This window comes from Bacteriovorax sp. Seq25_V (genome assembly GCF_000447795.1).
Classification (GTDB): Bacteria; Bdellovibrionota; Bacteriovoracia; order Bacteriovoracales; family Bacteriovoracaceae; genus Halobacteriovorax_A.
The window spans coordinates 1-19,698 of sequence record NZ_AUNI01000008.1 but is presented as its reverse complement, the minus strand read 5'-3'; the positions used below and the strand labels follow the sequence as shown (position 1 = coordinate 19,698).

The 19,698-nt window shown below is 36.2% G+C and carries 19 protein-coding genes, 1 tRNA gene and 1 pseudogene; 10 read left to right on the top strand and 11 right to left on the bottom strand.

All coding sequences use genetic code 11. From position 1 onward, the window contains the following. Positions 1–5 precede the first annotated feature (5 nt). Positions 6–392: a DUF423 domain-containing protein gene (locus M900_RS00910; protein ID WP_021273032.1), complete on the bottom strand. Its 387-nt coding sequence runs from the start codon at positions 390–392 to the stop codon at positions 6–8. Between the two features lie 54 nt (positions 393–446). On the opposite strand from M900_RS00910, the gene M900_RS00905 reads away from it, so the two are divergent. Beyond that, positions 447–1,151 carry an alpha/beta hydrolase gene (locus M900_RS00905; protein ID WP_021272981.1) on the top strand — a complete coding sequence of 235 codons (705 nt, stop codon included), beginning with the start codon at positions 447–449 and terminating at the stop codon, positions 1,149–1,151. Here the strand turns inward: M900_RS00905 and M900_RS00900 are convergent. Together M900_RS00900 and M900_RS00895 are read right to left on the bottom strand one after the other, a co-directional pair. Further along, positions 1,143–1,850, bottom strand: a complete 708-nt coding sequence (locus M900_RS00900; RefSeq protein ID WP_021273012.1) for a hypothetical protein — start codon at positions 1,848–1,850, stop codon at positions 1,143–1,145. The genes M900_RS00905 and M900_RS00900 overlap by 9 nt on opposite strands. Next, on the bottom strand, positions 1,850–2,950 hold the full coding sequence (locus tag M900_RS00895) for a catalase (RefSeq protein WP_021272997.1): 1,101 nt from the start codon (positions 2,948–2,950) through the stop codon (positions 1,850–1,852). Before M900_RS00895 ends, M900_RS00900 begins: the two co-directional genes overlap by 1 nt. Positions 2,951–3,112: 162 nt before the next feature. On the opposite strand from M900_RS00895, the gene M900_RS00890 reads away from it, so the two are divergent. The 3 genes from M900_RS00890 (at position 3,113) to M900_RS00880 (ending at position 6,212) form a co-directional block, all read left to right on the top strand. After that, a complete protein-coding gene (locus M900_RS00890; protein WP_021272957.1) occupies positions 3,113–4,573 on the top strand; it encodes a hypothetical protein in 1,461 nt (486 codons plus the stop codon). Next, on the top strand, positions 4,570–5,586 hold the full coding sequence (locus M900_RS00885) for a S8 family serine peptidase (protein WP_021272959.1): 1,017 nt from the start codon (positions 4,570–4,572) through the stop codon (positions 5,584–5,586). Before M900_RS00890 ends, M900_RS00885 begins: the two co-directional genes overlap by 4 nt. Before the next feature lie 131 nt (positions 5,587–5,717). Further along, positions 5,718–6,212, top strand: a complete 495-nt coding sequence (locus tag M900_RS00880) for a hypothetical protein (protein ID WP_021273036.1) — start codon at positions 5,718–5,720, stop codon at positions 6,210–6,212. 292 nt (positions 6,213–6,504) lie between these two features. Here the strand turns inward: M900_RS00880 and M900_RS00875 are convergent, their stop codons facing one another. From M900_RS00875 to M900_RS00865, 3 genes are all read right to left on the bottom strand, one after another. Then, complete coding sequence (locus tag M900_RS00875) at positions 6,505–6,972, bottom strand: hypothetical protein (protein WP_021272980.1); 468 nt, start codon at positions 6,970–6,972, stop codon at positions 6,505–6,507. 524 nt (positions 6,973–7,496) lie between these two features. Then, positions 7,497–7,581 (bottom strand) — tRNA-Leu (locus M900_RS00870). Between the two features lie 129 nt (positions 7,582–7,710). Next, entirely contained in the window at positions 7,711–8,001 is a 291-nt protein-coding gene (locus tag M900_RS00865; protein ID WP_021273006.1) for a hypothetical protein, read from the bottom strand. Positions 8,002–8,270: 269 nt separating this feature from the next. Between M900_RS00865 and M900_RS00860 the strand changes: the two genes are divergently transcribed. Next, positions 8,271–8,492: a hypothetical protein gene (locus tag M900_RS00860; protein ID WP_021272953.1), complete on the top strand. Its 222-nt coding sequence runs from the start codon at positions 8,271–8,273 to the stop codon at positions 8,490–8,492. On the opposite strand, the gene mnmA is transcribed toward M900_RS00860, so the two are convergent. The 3 genes from mnmA to M900_RS00845 are packed head-to-tail and all read right to left on the bottom strand — an operon-like array spanning position 8,479 to position 12,036. Further along, entirely contained in the window at positions 8,479–9,615 is a 1,137-nt protein-coding gene (mnmA, locus tag M900_RS00855; protein ID WP_021272969.1) for a tRNA 2-thiouridine(34) synthase MnmA, read from the bottom strand. The genes M900_RS00860 and mnmA overlap by 14 nt on opposite strands. Before the next feature lie 46 nt (positions 9,616–9,661). Then, complete coding sequence (locus M900_RS00850) at positions 9,662–10,810, bottom strand: M28 family metallopeptidase (RefSeq protein ID WP_021272964.1); 1,149 nt, start codon at positions 10,808–10,810, stop codon at positions 9,662–9,664. Next, positions 10,807–12,036, bottom strand: a complete 1,230-nt coding sequence (locus M900_RS00845; protein WP_157680507.1) for an aminomethyltransferase beta-barrel domain-containing protein — start codon at positions 12,034–12,036, stop codon at positions 10,807–10,809. The genes M900_RS00850 and M900_RS00845 overlap by 4 nt, the downstream gene beginning before the upstream one ends. 105 nt (positions 12,037–12,141) lie before the next feature. Here M900_RS00845 and M900_RS00840 point away from each other — a divergent pair, with 105 nt between their 5' ends. From M900_RS00840 to M900_RS00830, 3 genes are all read left to right on the top strand, one after another. Continuing rightward, on the top strand, positions 12,142–12,747 hold the full coding sequence (locus M900_RS00840) for a hypothetical protein (RefSeq protein ID WP_021273034.1): 606 nt from the start codon (positions 12,142–12,144) through the stop codon (positions 12,745–12,747). A 65-nt stretch (positions 12,748–12,812) separates the two neighbouring features. Beyond that, positions 12,813–13,964, top strand: a complete 1,152-nt coding sequence (locus M900_RS00835; protein ID WP_021272954.1) for a DNA cytosine methyltransferase — start codon at positions 12,813–12,815, stop codon at positions 13,962–13,964. Beyond that, complete coding sequence (locus M900_RS00830) at positions 13,927–14,991, top strand: Ppx/GppA phosphatase family protein (RefSeq protein ID WP_034730678.1); 1,065 nt, start codon at positions 13,927–13,929, stop codon at positions 14,989–14,991. The genes M900_RS00835 and M900_RS00830 overlap by 38 nt, the downstream gene beginning before the upstream one ends. Positions 14,992–15,028: 37 nt before the next feature. Here M900_RS00830 and M900_RS00825 read toward each other — a convergent pair whose 3' ends face one another. Together M900_RS00825 and M900_RS00820 are read right to left on the bottom strand one after the other, a co-directional pair. Then, a complete protein-coding gene (locus M900_RS00825; protein ID WP_021272972.1) occupies positions 15,029–16,834 on the bottom strand; it encodes an ABC transporter ATP-binding protein in 1,806 nt (601 codons plus the stop codon). Next, positions 16,831–18,531 carry an ABC transporter ATP-binding protein gene (locus M900_RS00820; protein WP_021273026.1) on the bottom strand — a complete coding sequence of 567 codons (1,701 nt, stop codon included), beginning with the start codon at positions 18,529–18,531 and terminating at the stop codon, positions 16,831–16,833. Before M900_RS00820 ends, M900_RS00825 begins: the two co-directional genes overlap by 4 nt. A gap of 13 nt (positions 18,532–18,544) precedes the next feature. Here M900_RS00820 and M900_RS00815 point away from each other — a divergent pair, with 13 nt between their 5' ends. Both M900_RS00815 and M900_RS17625 read left to right on the top strand, forming a co-directional pair. Then, complete coding sequence (locus tag M900_RS00815) at positions 18,545–19,042, top strand: hypothetical protein (RefSeq protein ID WP_021273017.1); 498 nt, start codon at positions 18,545–18,547, stop codon at positions 19,040–19,042. Between the two features lie 130 nt (positions 19,043–19,172). Further along, positions 19,173–19,698, top strand: a pseudogene (locus tag M900_RS17625) (ISL3 family transposase); the annotation flags it as partial.

Genomic DNA, 19,698 nt, shown 5'->3' with positions numbered 1-19,698 from the left:
TTTTTTTATTCATTTTTATAAATTTTAACGGCAAGCACTAGCCAACCAACAATATATGCAACTCCCCCAAGCGGAACAATCATCGCGAAAGTTTTAACTGAAGTAAGAGCGTATACATAGCACATACCAGAAAAAGCAATAATTCCGGCCAAAAAGAAATAACGAACAACTTTTAGATTTAAACTGAAGATTAGTTCTAATATTGAGACGACGATAAAACTTAGACCATGAAACATATGATAACGGTTCCCCGTTAAAAATGTATCGAGCAGGGACGGAGTTAATATTTTTTTCAATGCATGTGCACCAAAAGCCCCAAGAATAATTGCAAGGGCCGTCAATATTGCTCCAAGAGCGACAGATTTTTTCACACTATTTTTATCTATAATCATTGGAACCTCAACTTTTACTATTTAAATTAACACTGAAACGATATAATAACTCTCATGAAAGAGAAAGTATTAATCATTCCAGGAAATCCAAGTGCTGAGACCATCTATAAAAATTGGATAACTATCCTGCAAAATGACTTTCCAAGTTATGAGTTCAAACTACTTCCTCTGCCTAAAATTGAAAATCACTTTACAAACCTTGATATTGTGATCTCACATTACCATAAAAAGATACAAGAAGAAGTAAGCCCCCCAATAATCATTGGACATTCAATAGGTGGATATTTCGCTTCTCAAATTTTTAAAAAGGACTCCAAAGAGATAAAGAAAATGATTTTGATCTTTCCATATTTTGGCGACGAAAACTTCGCCGGAAGAGCACTACTCAATCTAGCAGAAATGGTCGTAAAGAAACCAAAAAGAATTAATTTCCTCACAAAAATCAAACCTATCGTAGATAAGTATTATCAAGCTTCTTCTCAAGTCACGGTTCAAGAATTAGAAGACAGTATAAAACTTGCAAAGCTAGAGAAAGATCACTTTAAAAAGGAAAATAGTGCAGAACTATCTTTCTTACAAGATAAGAGGGTCGACTTCCTTTATACCTCTAAAGATAATTGGTGTACACCAAAGACCGTTCAACGAGTTGCAGAGTTTAATTCACCACATTTCGTTGACACAATTCATGACTTCGTTGTCTCTTTTGACGAGATCAACAAAGTACATAAATTTTTAAAAGATAAGAATATTTTAAAATGACTTAAATTTGAACTTTTCTAGAGTTTCTGTCAAAAAGGCTTGAATTTTTTCTTGGTCAAAACTATCTCCATAGATAAGATAATCTCTTGGGCCAAACTCTTTTTTTATAACAACCTTCTCTTCGATGGCCTTAGTCTCCATACCTTCAAAACTTAGCTTACTAAGAAGTACTGTGAAATTCGTATAAAAAATTCCATCTTCAATTTTTGATGTAATTGTGAACTTCTTAATATGCTCCCAATCTTTATTGGCAGGAGGAGTAAATACTAACTCAAGATCCTTTTTCTTAGATTTTATCGTCTTAAGTTTAAATCTAAAAAATGTTTCAAAAACTTGAATAAAATCTAAAATATAGCGATGAGGCTTAATAGATAGAAGTAAAATCCCTTTTCCAAAAACTTCTGTTTCATTTCCCGCAAAAAGGCAAAGCGACTTACTTTTCTCAGAAATAAAGGCCGTATCGTCTAGTTTGAAATCAAATTTTGTTTCTGCACCAGATAGCGTAAGGCTCTCAACAATTTCATAAGCATCATCTTTTTTTCCGTTAAATTTTTTAACATCAATAAGTGCTAGAACAATATTTCCGGCCGAAACACCATTTGCGTTAACAACACCAGAAATAGAATCTGACTGGTGCCAGCTTTCACCTTGTGTTTCGATAACAATCTCTTTACCCTCGTGAAAAAACGTTCCCCTCACTAATTTACTCCATTATATTCATGTCTTAATTTTGATTGATTTAAATATACCTCAAGCCTAATACGATTAACACCACCCATTGGTCTATTTTCACTTGGCGCTCGCCATGGGTTAAACGTTAAATCCTCACAACTCTTCATGGCTTCAGCAGTTCTAAAACCTTCTTGCTTAGCAATCGATAACTTACCTACTTTTATAAAAGGAGATTCTTTTTCATCCCAGGCCGCCATAGCATTTTCAATATCATTTTTCTTACGATCACGATTTGGCTGAACATACATATCAAAACAACCTTCTTCTGTTTTTAATGTCTTTTCAAGTCTCTCTCCCAAATAGTTGTGTGAAGCTTCTTTTGGTATACTATCTCTTTTAGCTCTACAAGATTTGAATTTCATCTTCATTGACATAGAACCAAGTTTATAAGGAGTTGCTGTTGAATAATCAATATCAAGAGGGTTTGATACCTGTACACGGGCCTTTAGTACATTTTTGAGAGTGCCCCAATGAAAAACAAGGTAGGAAAACACACCCCATCTCCCTTGAGTTGATTTCATAAATTTTTCATAGGCCTTAGGGTTTGGAATAAAGAAGTTATCTGCATTCATCATAACAATATCATGAATATGCTCTTCCTCATCAAAACCAATTTCTTGTAAATAATTTGAATAAGGGACATCGTATAGCTTGATTGCAAAACCTCTTACATCTTTCTCTCCATCGGCTTTTCTAAAATCAGGATCACCGTTTGAGAGCCTAACAACAGCATTATACTTTTTATTTTCAGCAAAAAGTCCCACTCGCAGGTCAGATGGTAGACGATGATTATCAATTTGTAATGATGAACTTACACAACCATGGTGCTTTGGATGGGCATCACGTCTCATTATCTTGTCGTCACCGGTTGCCTCAATAAGAGTATCATGAAATATTTCGGCTACTCGGTTCATGCTAGCAACTTCTTCATCTCCCCAAATTTCACCTTGCTCAACACTTGGTTGAAAGGCTCCAACAGAAGATATTTTTCTATTTGTTTTCGATTTTTCTTGAGTGCAGCTTGATGCTAAAAGCATGCATAACATTAATAGTATTTTAATTTTCATTTTTGTCTCCACATCAGTAACATTGTTAACTTATCGGTTACTTTCGTCATTTCTAAACAAGCGACTAAGAATGAACAAAGTGTCAATTTTTTATACAATTAATCATTAAATATCGCACAATTACAAAACAATCATTGGCATATATATTGCTGTTAATTATCCATGAACTCTTTAATAAAATCGATCCTTGTAATATTCGCACTCTCTCCCCTTGCGTTTGGAAAGAGTGAGTTTGCAGCGCCATTTAGCTATGTCCACAAGGCAAATTGCCTAGGGCCAGTATATGAGCATCAGTCATATGGTCAATTCTTAACTAAAAGTATTCAAAGTAAAGGCAAGCATAGTTTAAGTCTCGCTGGTTTTGTATTTCAAAATGAGGCTCAATCATCTATCGACCTCTTTAAAAAGCTAGTAGAAGAAGAGATCGTCAAGAAACTTTCGAAACATGAAAAATTTGAAAGTAGAATAAGAGACGCCCAAAACTGTAAGAGTATAGAGTGTGCATTAACAGAGTTATTCAATGATGAAGATCAACTCGTAAAATCAGCTTATCTTTTAAATACATTTAACTTGAATGTTTCGCCATATGCAAATAAAGATGCAGATCTTCTCGGCGAGAATGAGCTTGATACAATAATAACGGCAACAAGACTTATCCCCAAGCACATGCTTCCAATCTGGGATAACAAGCGTCTGGCAAAACATATTAAAGACGGTATTGGTTATTATAAATCATTTATGATTTATGCAAATGCTTCAATAGACCTCTACGCCCCATGGTTTAAAGAGCTTGATTATGACGGGAAGGCCTATTCAATTTTTCATGAGTTTTCACACAATTTATCATATATGATGAATATGCCAGAATCGAGTACGTGGCAGGCAATGTCGAAATGGCAAGATACTCCAAATGGTTGGCGCTATGATATTAACAGAATAGTATCAGGCTATGGAGCATCAGCGCCATCGGAAGATGCAGCTGAGAGTATTGTGGCCTACAGGATAAATCCAGAATTACTAAAAAAGGTCAACAGACAAAAATACGACTTTATACGTGATTATATTTTCTTAGGTGAAGAGTTTGACAGCGAACTAAATTGTGGAAAAACTCCTGTTTTAAGTCACATAAAAGCATTGATGAGCTCACAGGCGACATCAAAGCTTTCGAGTGTTGCGATCAATGAGTGTAAGATAGAACTTCAGGGCATGCTAATGTCTCGTAGTGGTGATCAAAAATTTGAAAAATGCATCACTAAAACTTTAACTTCAGAATTAATAAAATCTTCAAAGTACCCACACTTTAAAGACGCCAAAAATGCGCTTTCAAAAAAAATACTAGGAGAACCAAAGTTAGACCCTGGTACGAAGAAATCAATCACAAAAAGTATTTATGAAGAACAACTAAATTATTTAACTGCAAAAGCTCAGGACATTACTTCAAGGGACTGCGGAAAATCAGTAGAGGACTTCTCTGAAGAGAACAAGACCTATCTCGGAGACGCTAAGTTTTCATTAACATGGGATCTAAGAAGCTACTGCTATCAAAACATGAAAACACTTAAGAAAAAGGGCTTTTCTAAAATTTTAAGAGACTATCTTATGAAACGATATAAAGAGCTATGAGATCCAAAAGTTTATTCATACCACTCTTTCTAGTATCGATAAATTCTCATGGCCAAGAGCCACTTGAGAATAACCAGTGGTATCTAAATTCCAACAAACAATATAGAGGCGCAAATATCAAAAAAGCTTGGGAGGTAATTGAGACACAATACCGACCAAAAGTAGCAATTATCGATGCTGGCTTTGATATTAATCATGAAGACCTCAAAGAAAGTATTTTAATAAATGAGGGTGAAATACCAGACAATGGTATTGATGACGATTTGAATGGCTACGTAGACGACTACTACGGCTATAACACGGTTAAGAAGAATGGACAGCTACTAGGCGACTATGATTTCCAAACAAAACATGGAACGGCAGTCGCAGGAATAATTGCAGCGGGACAAGAAAACCGTGTTGGAATAAAAGGCATAGCTCAGGGAATTAAAATTATTCCAATCGTCAGACCTGAGCCAATGGCCAAAAGAAAGGACAAACTTCCCTACCTCATTGAGGCCTTTAAATATGCTATTAAGAGAAAAGCTGATATTATCAATTTTTCAGCAAGGCTAAATGTAACATCGAGTGATTTTAAAAATATTCTAAAAGAGTTAAACGACCAAGGCATAATTCTATTTGCCTCCGCTGGAAATACTGGAAGCGTAAGCTCAACGAAAAGATATCCTGAATCATATGAAGAAGAATTTGATAATATTATTATCGTCGGCTCTAGTGATATGAACGGTAATAAAGCGAAGTCATCTAGTTACAACAAAGACTCTGTCCACATCTTCGCTCCAGGAGAACAAATCTTAACAACTCATCCAGAAAATAATTATGGATATTCTAGTGGAACGAGCTTCTCCACTCCTATCGCGGCCGGCGTCGCAGCACTTATTCTCACCCATCATGGCAAAGATGCACGCTGGAGCATGAGAGAAAGACTTATCAATACATGCCAAAAAGTAAAGTCTCTAGAAGGACTCTCCGTTTCCAATGGAATAATTGATGCTTATCAAGCATTGAAATAGCTCACTAGAACTAAGAATATTACTAAGGCATCATTTAGAACACTTTGAAGGGCCCTGAGAAAAATATACACACCGCGTTGAACAAAATCCCATCATATTATATAAGACCAAAACCAAATTTAGGAGGAAACATGAAATATCTAAAGCTTATAACTTTGTCTTGTTTATTAACAATTATGCCAATTCAAAATAGTCGTGCTGCTGTAGCCGGTATCGCTGCAATCGCTGGTGCACCAGCTGCTTCAGGGATAGCCTTAGCCGGTTTAGGGTCTCTAGGTTTCGGAGTTTTAGGGACACTTAGTGCATCTACATGTGATCACGGACATTGTAATATAGTCCTAGCATTTTTTGGAGTAATTGGACTTGTTCTTTTAGATAGTGATACCGCAAATTTTGAATTCGTAGAAATTGATCATGATAAAGCTTCTGAGTTTGGACTTAGTTATGAAGAAGTTGAAATTTATAATACAGAAGTTGAAGAAGTAAATATTGTATTCTCAGAAGTAAAAGCTTCCTTAGGAGCAGATTCGACAGTGGAAGATGCAAGAAAGTTATGGGAAGAAAATAAGAACTTATTATCAGACGAAACTTTTAAAGTTCTTACTGTTTTGGCCAGTCAAAAATAAATTTGAATTGGTAGTGAACAGAGTTCACTACCGTTTCTCTTTCTTGCTTAAGGCTTCGACTAGAACATAATTTTTCAATAACTTAATTAAAAATCCATTCCCCCTACTACTTAGCAATTGAGTTATTCTTCCTTTTCAAATCGTTTTCTTTTCTATTGTAAAAACAGAGAAATGCGCACAATAAAGAAAAGTATATTAATAGATTATTAAAATGGTGCTAGCGAAAAGAAGGCCAACAACAACCGAACACTCGCCGAATCTATTCTTTACTAGCAATTAGATAAATAACTAACTATTGGCAACGAAAATGCAATTTTCGATGTCCCGTTAAGAGGTTTCCATGTGATCCACCATCTAAACGGATATGAAGCCCATCTAAACTCTTAATGCTTAAGTCGACATAACTTCTCGCACCTCTTTTTCTACCAGAGCTAATCTTTATATCGAGTCCACCATTTTCATTATTCATAAAACTAGCTTCAAATGAACGACTAGAACTTTCAATAACTAACTTTCCATTATGATCAATATCATCAACTGTGAAATTTACTCTTTGATCTAAAATATTATTATCGTGTGTTTCAATAAAGCAATTTGCTGTCCCTAACAGGTTTAGATAGTCTACACTCTTAGATACTTCTTTAATTTTTAGAGGTTCCACCCTTTGCAAGAAGCCATCAATCCGTGGTCCGACATCTGCATATTTTGCATTTGTCGAAAGTGATATTATTCCTAAAAACAAAATAAATACTTTTTTCATTCTCACTCCAGTGCTTACATCATTCTGCTCTAACAAGAAGATCAAGTAATGGTATAGGATCCTATTAACTTAGACCTTTCACGCTTTAACATAGTCTCCACTCATCAAATATTGTCTTATTTAATCATTATTAATGACTTTAATTTTATTAGTTGAAAAAACTACATGGAGTGTTAGTTTTCTAACACCAAATCATCAGAACATTTAATGTGATAAATTTAGAAAATAAATTGGTGCGTTCTGGGAGACAGTTGTCAAATCAAATACTACATCTGAGGAATATGAGATTGTTTGGAGACGACCTAAAATTGACCTCGATGAAAATTGGTATTTTTAAGAAAAGAGAAAGCTTATAGATATAAACTGCTAGCTTCTCTTTGAACGTCCATTTAACACCATTGACGGGTACTTGAAAATCTTAATGCCTGAAAATCAGGTCCAAGAAACAAAAAAGCCTTCCAATCAGGAAGGCTTTTTTAAAAATTGAAACTTTTGTAACCTTATCGGTTCGAATAGCTTTAAAATGGTGCCTGGGACTGGACTTGAACCAGCACGACCGAAGTCACACGCCCCTCAAGCGTGCGTGTCTACCAATTTCACCACCCAGGCATTCATCACTTAAAAGACCAAATCCTGCACCCAAAACAACGCCCTGGGTACCTAGATCGGTTTAAGAGCTAAATCATGTTTAACTCTTAGGGGGATATGAATAATAAAATGGTGAAAACCTTTTGGCAATTATTTTTTAAGAAGCTCCGTATCAAGATCATCGACGTAGAATTTTATTCTGTCACTAATATCTTCAAGCATTCTTAGGCGGGTCTCAAAAGCATGGGTCACTTCACTGAGTGTCTTAATTTCATCTGGCACTTCAATGGATTTTCTTCTTTCAAGATTCTTTTCAATTCCTGAGATCTCATCGATTAGTTCTGTTAATGGCGTGGGCCTCGTCACCGGCGGAACAAAATTTTTGCTCGCAGGAAACATCACTAAAACGTCATTGTTTTGTTGTTCATTTTCGATGTTCATCTCAACCTTTTGTTTAAAAAATTATTAATGGATTAAGTTCATTAAAAACTCAATATACACAGTGCACAATCAATGCCAATATCTTATTAAGCTAACTAATTAATAATCCGTAAGTACCCAAAAATTTGAGAAAAAAGTGTCGACTAAAAATTAGTCACAAATTCTGAACCTATACATATAAAAAATACAATATTTCCCATGGTTTAAAGCAATTAAATTTATGCTAGACTTATTTTAGAGGGGTATGAGAAGACTCAAGGAAGACAAAGATGGCCCATATCAACTGTATCAAATGCAAGCACTACATTAATACTTGGGACAAGTACGCACCACGCGGCTGCTCCGTTTATGGCATTAAATCTGCTCAAATACCGGCCGTTCTCGTCAAGCGTGAAAGTGGTGAAGACTGTCTATCTTATGAATTAAAAAATACCGAAAGAAAAAAAGAGGATCCAAATAAGATCGACTTCAACGATCCTAAATATTGGTAACGTCCTTGCCCATCTCGTAGTAAGAAGGACCAGGGTTTTCGATGATCGCTCCCCCAAGACAAATATCATGACCATTCTTCTTATCGTAGAAAACAACTGACTGTCTCTTTGTCACGGCCCTTTGAGGAACAGAAAATTCGACTTTAATATGCTTTTCATCAATTGAAATAACCGTGCATTCCTGATCTGGCTGACGATAGCGAACCTTGGCATAGAGCTTCTGACCAACAACAGGAATTAGCGAAGAATCAACCCACGAAAGCTCAGTCGCAGTTAAGTCATCACAGTAAAGAGCTGGGTGATTATCCCCTCTTTCAACGATCACAACATTGCGGTCAATATCCTTACCAACAACGAACCAAGGCTCTCCTGGACCACCAAGGCCTAAACCCTTTCGCTGTCCATTGGTATAATAAGCAGCACCACCGTGCTCTCCTACTACTTCTCCAGCAAGGTTTTCAAAAGGACCAGGCTTAAGCTGAATATAGTTTGAAAGAAATTGCTTAAAGTTTCTCTCACCAATAAAACAAATTCCCGTGCTGTCTTTCTTGTCATGAGTAGCAAGATCGTATTTCTTTGCCAGAGCGCGAACTTCACTTTTTGGCATATCACCAATTGGGAATAAAACCTTATTTAGAATTTCTGATTTGATTGTATAAAGAAAGTAAGTCTGATCCTTATTAGCATCATTACCCTTCACAAGGTTTTGAACACCATCAATATTGATGTTTTGACAGTAATGCCCAGTTGCCAGGTAGTCAGCTCCTAGCTCCATCGCCTTATTAAAGAAGACTTTAAATTTGATTTCACGATTACAAAGAATATCTGGATTTGGGGTAAAGCCTTGTTTGTATTCTTCAACAAAGTTAGCAAAAACATTGTCGCGATACTCTTTAACGAAATCCACACTATAGTATGGGATATCAAGCTTCTCACAAACTTTGATGACGTCCTCGTACTCTTTCGAGGCCTGACATACACCAAACTCGTCTTCTTCTTCCCAGTTTTTCATGAACATACCAATAACATTGTATCCTTGTTCCTTGAGAACAAGAGCGCTCACTGAAGAGTCAACCCCTCCAGACATACCAACGATTACTGTTTTGCCATTACCTATAGTCATGGCCAGAATCTAACAAAAAGGGAACAAGAAGTGAATAGTACGGATACTATTTACTAAGATTTAGGGCCCAACTACTGATAAATTGACCAATAAAGCGGAAAGAATCATAGAAAGTTTTGAAATTAAGGGTCTCAACAAAGTCACTTGACGTGTGAATACGCTTCCCGTTGAAATCATTTTCCCAGTCCTGAGTAAATGTAATGCCAGGAAGATCAAACTCTTTAAATGAAGTGACATCTCCGTTTTTAAACTCAGTGGCCTTTACGTCAAACTTAACACTTCCAAGCGCATTTCCACCAAGGGCCAAGGCCTCATTTGCAATTTTTCTCTCGCGGTCATAAAGCGAAGTATCTGCCTCACTTATGTAGAGATTCATATTTCCATAACGTTCAGACTTGTCATGAATTTTTGAGTCATGACCAAGCATTAGAAGATTTACATAAGAATAAAGTTTTAGGCCTTTACTAACTTCATCACTTAGCTTCTTTGCATAATCCCAAGATCCTAAAAAGCCAAATTCTTGAAAATCAAAAAAAACAACACGAACAGTTTTTTCAATTTTTAATTCAGAGAGTAATTGAATTAATCCAAGACCCATCACGACACCTGAGCCATTATTATCGGCTCCCGGCTGTGCTACTTCAGGAAGAACAGACAGAGTTTTCTTATCATAGGCAATCGTATCGTAGTGAGCACCGATAACGATGACATCATTTGGAAATTTAGAGCCACGCTTTTCCCAAACAATATTTTTTCCTTTCTGAGTTCTTAGTTTTTCAAGATGAGCAACACGAGAGTTTGTAAAGTTAACCCACTTCGCGAGTTCAGCCTTATTAACATTATCACCAGCATTTTGTACCGTTTTTAAATCATCTTGATACATTTTGATTGCACGATCAATATTTGGAGTAAAGTCATCTATTACAACCAAACTATTCTTATCGTCAGTGTGCTTCTTTATGAAATCAATAATAAACTGTGAAGCTTTGTGATGACCTTCACTACCTACAATTCGAGTTGGTCGTGTCTCTTTGATGAAGTTTCTTAGTGTTCCTACGAGTTCATCTTTGTCGTAGCGTGATATGGCCTGCGCAAGATGACTAAAATTTCTTGGAGACTGATCATAATCTCGAAGTGCAAAACCGAAAGATAGTTGACAGAGAATAATTGTTGAAAAAATTTTACTTACTATCAAAACCCTAAATCCTTTTTCTTCTGCTTATTCTTATCTTCTTCATTATCTTCTTGGTCCTTTGTCTTAGGATATTGCGCAAGTTCTTCATTTTCATCATAGAATGCACTATAACGAACGATTCCTCCGCCGATAACACGAGCGCCAACTCCGATCTTATTATAAAGAACAATGTAAGCTCCACGAGAGATAAAATCCTTGAGCTCTTCTTTTAATTTGATGAAGAGAGTCCCATTATTTTTAAAAAACACTTCGCATGAATGCATTTGCTTTCTTGCTCCAAGCATAATATTTGCAATCATCGGCACAGAGCGATTGAGATTTTTGTCACAAATAAAATTTGAAACGTAGAGATGAGTGAAATATAGTCTCGACTCTTTATCTAAAAAGATCATTCCATTTGCCGGTACAATCCTTGATACAACAAGCTCCTTATCTATTTGTGCTTTGGATTTGAGTGGAATCTTTTTTTGTCCTCTGAAGAACTGATGGATTCCCAAATGTTCACCAATCGTTGATCCATCAAAGAAATTGTAAACCTGGCCTTCTTTACGAAGACTTGTTGCTGAATATTTCTCAACGAACTTTGCTAGTCCCTCACTATTCATAAAATTATGACGATCTAGCCTTCTCTGTTTTTTATCAAGTTTAAAATCAAAAGGGATAAGTTTAGATATTTTTAGAACTTCTTCCTCTTTTAATTCTGAAAGTGGAAAGTATATATTTTCCAAAACTTCACTAGAAAGTGAAGATATATAAAAGCTATCATCTTCAGCAATGTCGTTTGCAACGTAAACATTGAGCTGTCCAGTGGTTTGGTTTCTCAAAACTTTAGCATAGTGCCCAGTCGAGACCTTAACGGCCGAAAGTCCTGTCATCTTAGAGATCAATGTCTTTAGAATAACACTGACCTTACCAACATTAGGAACAAATGAATTACCTGTTAATCTGGCACTAACGGTCTTTTCAACGACTTCTTCAAAATATAATTCCGAAGCATTTGTCGCATAGAAGGGAATTTCCAAAATCTGACAAAGTTGCTTAATGCGATCAAGCTCATCTGGCAAAAATGGAGAGATGAGCTCCTTAAAATCCCCATCATCCTCGTGATATGTTACGGCCACTCCTATTGGTGAGTGTCCCTGTTTTTTCAACAGATATGCAGCAACAGCAGAATCTATTCCACCATCCATGCCAACAATATAGATTTGACCAGTTTTTTTATTCATTAATAACATTATATTTAAAAACCAATAAGTTACAAATGCTGGAGAATTTTTCACTACTTTAGATTTATAAAAAATAACCGAAAAAAAGTTATCGAGGAGAGATGAATGAAAAATAAGTATGCGGTACTTAAAAATGGTGGAATCTATAACTTCAAAAGCCATTCTTCAAAAAATTATGTAAACACTTTAATTACCCTGCTGAAGCTATCGGGTAATCGCAACTCAAGTAATTTCTCTTTCATCTCGAATGTCGACAGCGCAAAATACGAAGATACATCAGTACAAGATTATATACTCTGCGAGCACACACTAGACTTTTTTGATCAGGATATTAAGAACCTCTTTAAGAATAAGGATTGTATGCATCTATATGATCTCATAAGTAATAAAATTGAAAAAATCGACAAGTTAAAATACCACACGCAAGAAAACCTTTTTCTCTTCTCTTTAGTAAAGGCATTATTACATTGTCCTAATCGTACTTTATTTATGGAAATTGCACCACATTCCATCAATGAGTTCACACTAAAGCGCGTCATGAATATCTTAGACTATGAAGCAAGGACTAAGAAACGTTTGATAATCATTGCTGCAAATTCTGGAATATTTAGAAATGATTTCTTTGACGGCGTCATAATCAAAGATTCGCACGGAAAATATTCAATTGACCCTATGCAAACAGAAATTAACGCGACTAAATATGTAGCATAATTCTTGACACTTATAAGCGGTTAAAACCATAATATTATCAAGAACTTCGAAAAACAGGGAAGATAATGAGTAGAAATGGAAAGCTAAGATTTATCGACGTCTTCAGTGGCGCCGGTGGGCTATCATGTGGTCTTGAACTAGCAGGCCTAGAATGTGCACTTGGTGTAGATTTCAATCAACACGCAATCAATACATTTGAAAAAAATCACAAGCACGCAAAATCTTACTGCGGCGATATTACAAAACTTACAAATAAAGAAATTACGAAACTTCTTGATGGCAAGGATATTAACCTCGTTGTAGGTGGTCCTCCATGCCAAGGTTTTTCTACTGTAGGCCCAGGTAATCCTGAAGATGATAGAAATAGGCTCTTTCTTGAATTCGTGAGAATAGTGAAACACACACAACCTGAATTTGTTATTGTTGAAAATGTAACGGGCCTTCTTGCTAAGAAGAACGAAAAAACTCTTCGTGCAATCTTCAAAAAATTTGGCGACCTTGGTTACAATATGGATGTTCAGGTCATGAGTGCTGAGCAGTATGGAGTTCCTGAGAAGAGAAGAAGAACCATCTTTATTGGTTCACGAGTTAATGAAAAGATTATATTCCCAAAGAAAACCCACGATACAATAATGGCAAAGACATACCGTGCTCCAGTTACTGTTGGTGATGCACTTAAAGATCTTGCCGATAAGAATGGTAACTTTCACAATCATGATATCGAACAATGCCAAATTAAATCTAAAATTGACCTTAAAAGAATTCAAAGAATTCCAGAGGGCCACGGTATTCGTTACGAAAAAGATGAGAAGAAGTTTCTAACAAAATCTCTAAAACTTGGTGTTGATTGGAAGACAATTCGCGAAGGAAGACTGAGACAAACAAAATATCAACGACTCGATCGCAAGAGTGTTTCTCCTACAATTATGACTCATCGACATAGTTACTATCACCCAGTTGAAAATAGATATCTTACTCAAAGAGAAGCTGCAAAAATTCAAAGCTTCCCTAATGATTTCATCTTTACTGGCCCACTAAGTGCGCAGTGGAGACAAATTGGAAATGCTGTACCACCTCTTCTTGCAAAGTCTCTAGGCCTTAGCATTAAGAAGATGTATAGCGAATACCAAAAATCAAAAGACAAGAACCTTGCAAAGAAAAAGGTTGAAAGGAAAATCATTGAAAATATCAGAGGCCAAGCATTCTTTTACCGCTAGAATATTAGTCGCGTTCATCATCCTACTGTCGTCATGTTCGGGAGTAGGAACAAATTCGAACTCAACAACTTCAAATGATAGCTGTAGTGAAGTGCGTGGAGCTATTGACATCGGTTCAGGAAGTACAAAACTTCTAGTTGCACGAGTGGACGTTTGTAAGCAGGTTATCACTAACCTTATCTATGAAGCCCAGCGCTCAGTTGATTTCAAAGAGGACCTTCAAAGAAGCAAAGATAATACATTCAGTACAGAAATTACAAAGAAGGCCATATCAGTTCTTAATGAACTAAATTATCTGGCAACAAAACAAGGAGCATCAAAGCTCTCAGCTGTTGCGACTTCTGCCTTTCGAACAGCAAGCAATGCAAAAGAAACTCTTGATGAAATCCTGAAAAATATTGACTTCAAAGTCATGATTATTTCTCAAAAACAAGAAGCTCTTTTTGCGTATCACTCGGCCTTAAATATTGCAAAGACTCAAAATCTTATTGGTGATAAACCAGTTGCGGTCTGGGATATTGGTGGTGGTAGTATGCAGATTATCAAGTCTTATAAAGATACAAAAACTCAACCGGTTATTTATCTTGGCAAGATGGCATCAGTAAGTTTTAAAAACAGCTATCTTGAAATGAGAAATGGGGATAAAAAAACAGGACCGAACCCACTACAAAAAGACGGCGCCATTGAAGCGATGAATCTCGCAAGAAATTACGCCAACAAAGACGCAAAGGAACTTCTAGGAGATCTTACTGACTACACAGTGCTAGGAGTTGGTGGCGTGCACTACTATAGTGTTCGTAAGCAAACTGGGATTAATAACGAATACGATCAACAAGTCTTACTTCAAACACTCCTAAAAAGAGCGAAGTTAAATGACAAGGAGATTGGTGGAGACTTCGCAAAGACCGATGTTACAAATCTCGCGCTAGTTCTGGGATTCATGCAGTCACTGAAAGTAGAAAAAGTTCATCCGATAAAAGTAAATATGACTCATGGATTATTACTGGCAACTTCGCTTTGGAAATAATTAAATAATTCTCGCGGACAGCCCCGCGAGAATTCAATTACTGAGTAACTGATTTATGGGAAGCCTTACTTAGCCCATAAAAGATTCCCTGCGAAGCAATCAGTTCTTCAGGGGCCCCATGTTCAACAAGTTCGCCTTTATCAAAGACTAATAAGCTATCACATTCTTTTATGGTTTCCAGGCGGTGAGCGATGATGAAAGACGTTTTACCTTCCATCACTTTCTCAATCCCCTCATGTAGAATTTGTTCATAATAAGGATCAACATTCGCAGTTGCTTCATCAAGAATAAGAATATGTGGATTGAGAAGACAAATACGAGTCAGGGAAATGACTTGCTTCTCACCTGCACTTAAATTGACTCCCCCATCATTAACAAAAGAATCAAGCGTGATAGAGGCCTTATCCATTACAGTCTTAAGTCCAGTCAATGAAGCGATTTCAAGAATTTTCTCATCGGAGATTGAAGGATCAACTGTTAAATTATCACGAAGAGAGCCTTGAAATAAAATAACATCCTGAGAAACAAGTCCGATCTGTTCTCTGATATTATCAATATCCCAATCCTTTAATGACTTACCATCAATTAAAACTTCACCTTTTTGAAAATCATAGAGTCTTGCCAGCACTGAAATGGTCGTAGATTTTCCACTACCTGTCGTTCCAACGATACCAATTTTTTGGCCTTGATTTACTTTAAACGAAACATCACGTAGAGACCAATCGTCTTCACTATAGCTCATCCAAACATTTTTAAATTCAATATCACCCTTAATGGCATGTCCTTTATAGACAGCGTCTCTTTTAAAGTAGCTATCTTCGTCTTCTTCTCTTAAGAAATTGGCAACTCGTTGAGCAGAAGTAAAGGCCTGTAAAATAACATGAACCTCTCTAAAGAGCATCATCACAGGATTAAAGAACCTTTCACTATATCTTAAAAAGGCAACAAAGAGCGCGAGACTCATCTTCCCCTCTAAAACAAGGTCCCCTCCAAAATAAACAAGGAGAATGAGAGGCAGTCCACATAAAAAAGAGATCATTGGGTTTGTAAAACTATAGAAACGATTTGACTTTAAAGTTGCATTAACATGCTTTGCAACAGTATCTTTAAAGATATTATAACTCCATCCTTCTAGCCCGAATGAACGTATCACGTAAAGACCATCAATAAACTCACTAAGTTTTGAGTTAATTTGAGACGAGTACTTACTCATTGTTCGATTAAGGGAATCTACATAATTACGAGTAAAGTAAACAAGAGCAATGGCCGGAAGCATTGAAATTATTAAAATTGATCCTAAGTATGTATCAGTTAGCAACATCGCAACCATACTACTAACGGCTAAAAATCCTGAATTTAAAACACGCCCTAGAGATCCTGAAAAGAATGACTCCACACCCTCAACATCATGAGTAAGCCTTGTCACAACACGACCGCGCGGCCAACGATCATAGAATGTCATAGGAAGCTTTGGAAGTTTTTTGAACAGCGCCTCACGAATCGTCAGAATAACTCGACCAGAGCTATTAACAAGTATCTTTCTCCCAAAATAATTAAAAGTAAGTGAGAGTAATTCACTAATTATAACAATTACGGCAAAACGAAGAGAAAGGTCCCAATTCTTTTTAGCTAATCCATCACCTACTAAAACACCCATCGCATGCCCAGAATACATGGCCACACTTGAAAAAGCGATTAGGAGTGCGATTGAGATAGCAAGCTTCTTTCTCTCTCCCTTAGTAAACGAATATAAGAATAAGAATGAATTAAGAGCTGTGTATTGTTTCTTCTTTACGACACTCTCATCCTGATCATCAACAGCAAGGTATTTCTTTGTACTCATAGCTCATCCATATCAATGATAACATCACAATGCTTAAGAGTTGATCTTCGATGAGCAACCCAAATTATTGTCGTATCTTTTAAATTTTCAATTAAGTTATTAAGGATTAACTCCTCTGTGACTGTATCCACAGCAGAGAGTCCATCATCAATAAGTAAAATTTTAGGCTTCTTTGCTAGTGCTCGGGCAAGAGTAAGTCGTTGTTTTTGTCCGCCAGAGAGATTAATACCCCATTCCCCTAAACCTGTTTCAAGTCCATCATCAAGGGCACGGACATCTTTATCAAGACCTGCAATTTTTAAATACTGCCAAACTTCATCATCAGTAAGATCTTGATCCATCGCCACATTTTTTTTAATCGAGTCTGCAAAGAGAAAAGACTTCTGATGAACAGTCACAATTAACTCTCTTAGAGACAAGTGATCGTAGTGCTTAAATTCTTTGCCGAAAAAGAGGACCTCACCTTTAAAGTTTCTTTGAAGACCACTGAGAATATCAATAAGTGTAGATTTCCCACTACCTATTTTACCAGTTATTCCTATTCTATTTCCTGAACTTATAGAAAGGGAGAAGTCGGATATAATTTGGCGTTCACTATTGTAAGAGAAATTTAGATCTTTAATTTCGTAGACATGGTGCTCTTGCTCTAGTGTATAGACATTCTTCTCATCATTAAGAAAGTCCTCATTTTCATGGACATAGATTTCACTTAGTCTCTTAAGTGAAGTGGCGGACTTTCTCCACTCAGAAATAATAAAACCAAGCTCCATTAAAGGATCTTGTAAAAGGAAAATTAGTCCCTGCATTGAAACAAATTCTCCAACAGAAATAACTCCATTTACATTAAGATAAATTCCATAAGAAAAAAGAACGATGTACGATACGATCGAAGAGACCCCCATATACGGAATATATTTAAGTGAAGTACTTTGAGCTGTAACACGCTTATCCATATATTCAGAAGCACTTGCCAAAAGACGCTTAAACCAAAATACCGAAGTCTTCCCTAGTTTTTGTAATTTAACAGTTGAAATCGCCTGACTCGAAAGATCATTAAAATCAGAGAGGGATTGTTGAGCAATTTCATAGTTTTCAATCTCAAGCTTTGAAAGTTTTCTCACAAAAACAGGCATCATCAGAAGAAATCCAACCGAGACAACTGTAAGTTGCATATTAATAAATAGCATACTTATAACTGTGAAGACGCCGAGAAAGAACATATCAATCACACCAACGAGAGTGAAGCCAAATAAGAATCTCGCTTGTCCAACATCGCTATTGGCAGCATTCATCAGGACACCTTTAGGGTAAATACTTACAAGGTCAGCAATTTTAAAAAATCTAGCATTGCTCCAAATCTTATTCTTCAAAAGGCCAGAAACTAAATGCGTTTGGCGGGCAAGAGTAATTCTCCAGCCAAATCTAGCGATAGTTAGGATAATTCTTGAAATAAAAATTGACCAAAATACGATATGAAATATTTCACGATGAGTGAAATCACGATTACTTGTATAAAAAAGAAAAAAGTCATAACTCTCTTTTTTCATTGCAAAGAAATCTACGACTCGGCCCATGGCTGTAGCAAAGTAAACCTGACAGATATTGCATACTACTACTGACAATAATCCAAGCAGATAGACGACTTTATTTTTTCTGATATAATCAACGAGAAGTTGATATTTCGAATGATCTTTCACGGAGCTCCTAAAAATGCGAAATCTAAAACATTTCTATTCTGACCGGATTATTACAGTTTTTAAAGTTATTTTATCTTTAATTTTAGTACTCTCTACAAGTCAGGTAAGCGCCATAGAGGAATATGAGTCAACAAAATATAAGGGAAAAAACAAATACCAAAGAATAGGAGAAATAGAGGATTATTTAACCAAGATTAGCAATGATATCCCTAAACAGATTGAACTTAAAATTGCACCATTACAAAAAAAAATAACTGACCTTGAAACAAAGATCAGTCCAAATGGCACGGATGAAGCAAAAGTCATTCAAGACTTAAGGGCCGAGATTGCACAACTTCGAAGCGAACTATTACAAAAGATTGATTCCGATGTTATTACACTAGTTAAAAAAATTGAAGATGAAAAAAGAGCAAATGAAGCTGCTAGAGATTCGCTAAGAACCACGTTAGATGCCAAAATACTTGCCATAGAGAAGATAATCTCAGGCTTTGGAAAGGTTAACACGCTTTAAACTGCTCCAGCGAAATGGGGATAATTTTTTTAATTACCAATGTCATTTTTTGAACTGAATACAAAATAGCCTTATAAATATCGGGAACTTATCTAACATTTATATTGGCATGGTTTGCATTAATCATGTCATGATATACCGCTGCCCAAATTTAGACTGCCATTCAACTACTAAAAACAAACTTATTTCCAAAGATGGATTCTTTTTTCGGAGAAGTGATTCGAGAAAAATCCAACGTTTTGTCTGCAAAACATGCGGAAGAAAATTTTCTCGTGCAACTTTCGCTCTTGAAAAATATCAAAAGAAAAGACGTATTAATCGAAGACTATTTCTCGATCTGGCTACGAATAATTCCATGAGATCATGTGCAAGAAAGTACAAAGTTAGTTATAAAACAATACAAAGCCGTATGAATTACTTCTCCAAAAAGGCAAAAAAGAAGCAAAAGAAGTTTCTTAAGAAGTTAGAAAAATCGAAGGTAGAGGCTATGCAGTTTGATGACTTGGTCACTAGTGAGCATACTAAAATGAAGCCTCTTTCCATTACTATCGCAGTCGACAAAAAACGTCGATATATACTTGCAGCAGAGGTTTCAAGCATTCCTGCATTTGGATTACTCGCTGATAAATCACGAAAGAAATATGGATATCGAAAAA